Consider the following 1,285-nt stretch of genomic DNA (forward strand, 5'->3'; position numbering starts at 1 on the left):
GGGGTGCGCTCGCTGCCGCGCGGCCAGCGCGAGGCGGCCGCGGCGGTGCGCATGACTAACACCCAGTCCCTCCGGCTCGTGGAGGTGCCCCAGGCCCTCATCGCCATGCTGCCGTCGCTGCTGAGCCAGTTCGTGGTGATCCTCAAGGACTCGGCGCTGGGCTACCTCATCGGCTTCTTCGAACTCCTGCATTACGCCCGCCAGCTCGGCTCCGGCAACGGCAACATCCTGCAGTCCCTCGTGGTGGCCGCGATGATCTTCATCGTGATCAACTTCCTCCTCACCTGGGCGGCCACCCGGCTCTCGCGGCGGCTGTCGTCGCGGACGGCCGGCGACGCCAGCGCCCCCACGACCCCGCGCGTCGGGGCGCCCACGGACACAGCGGGCTGACCGGGCGGCGGGCGAGGCGGGCCCGCGGGTCGGGCGGCTGGCACCGGCCGACGTCGTCGGGTCAGCCGGCCAGCCAGGCCGTGAGCGCCGCGAGGCACGCGTGGACCGCCTCGCGGGACACGTGCTCGTCGTCCGTGTGGGCCAGCAGGGCGTCTCCGGGGCCGAAGTTGACCGCGGGCACGCCCAGCTGGGAGAACCGGGCCACGTCCGTCCACCCGTACTTGGGCTGGGGCTCTCCCCCGACGGCGGCGACGAACGCGGCGGCGGCCGGTCGGTCCAGACCGGGGCGGGCGGCGGGCGAGGCGTCGTCGATCCGCACCTGGGCGTCCCAGTCCACGCCGGCCCCCTCCAGCACCGCGCGCACGTGCGCGTGAGCCTGCTCGAGGGTCTTGTCCGGAGCGAACCGGTAGTTCAGGTCCACGGACGCCTCGTCCGGGATGACGTTGCCCGCGACGCCGCCGGCCACGCGGATCGCGTGCAGCCCCTCGCGGTACTCCAGGCCCTCCACCGTGACCGTGGCCGGCTCGTACGCCGCCAGGGCGGTGAGCACGGGGGCCAGCTTGTGGATCGCGTTGTCGCCGCGCCAGGCGCGGCCCGAGTGCGCCGCGACACCGGAGAAGGTGACGCGGTACCGGCACGTGCCGTTGCAGCCGCCCTCCACGACGCCGTCGGTCGGCTCGAGCAGCACCGCGAAGTCGCCCTCCAGCAGCTCGGGGGCCTGGCGGGCCACGCGGGCGAGGCCCGAGAGGTCCGAGGAGACCTCCTCGTGGTCGTAGAACACCCACGTGACGTCGTGCACGGGGGTCGGGCCGTCCGCGCGGCCGAAGCGGCCGGCCAGGGCCAGCTGCACGGCGACGCCGGACTTCATGTCCACGGCCCCGCGGCCGTACAGCAC

The 1,285-nt window shown here is 74.7% G+C and carries 2 protein-coding genes; one reads left to right on the plus strand and one right to left on the minus strand.

The features are described 5' to 3' along the window. Positions 1 to 390: ABC transporter permease subunit (locus ACFWJO_RS39695; RefSeq protein WP_386873159.1), on the plus strand; the 390-nt coding region annotated here is incomplete at its 5' end. Positions 391 to 451: 61 nt separating this feature from the next. Here ACFWJO_RS39695 and dapE read toward each other — a convergent pair. Beyond that, positions 452 to 1,285 (minus strand): succinyl-diaminopimelate desuccinylase (gene dapE / locus ACFWJO_RS39700; RefSeq protein ID WP_386873161.1); only part of this gene is annotated, 834 nt, incomplete at its 5' end.

The sequence above is a fragment of the Streptomyces sp. NPDC127092 genome, from assembly GCF_042722475.1.
Taxonomy (GTDB): Bacteria; Actinomycetota; Actinomycetes; order Streptomycetales; family Streptomycetaceae; genus Streptomyces.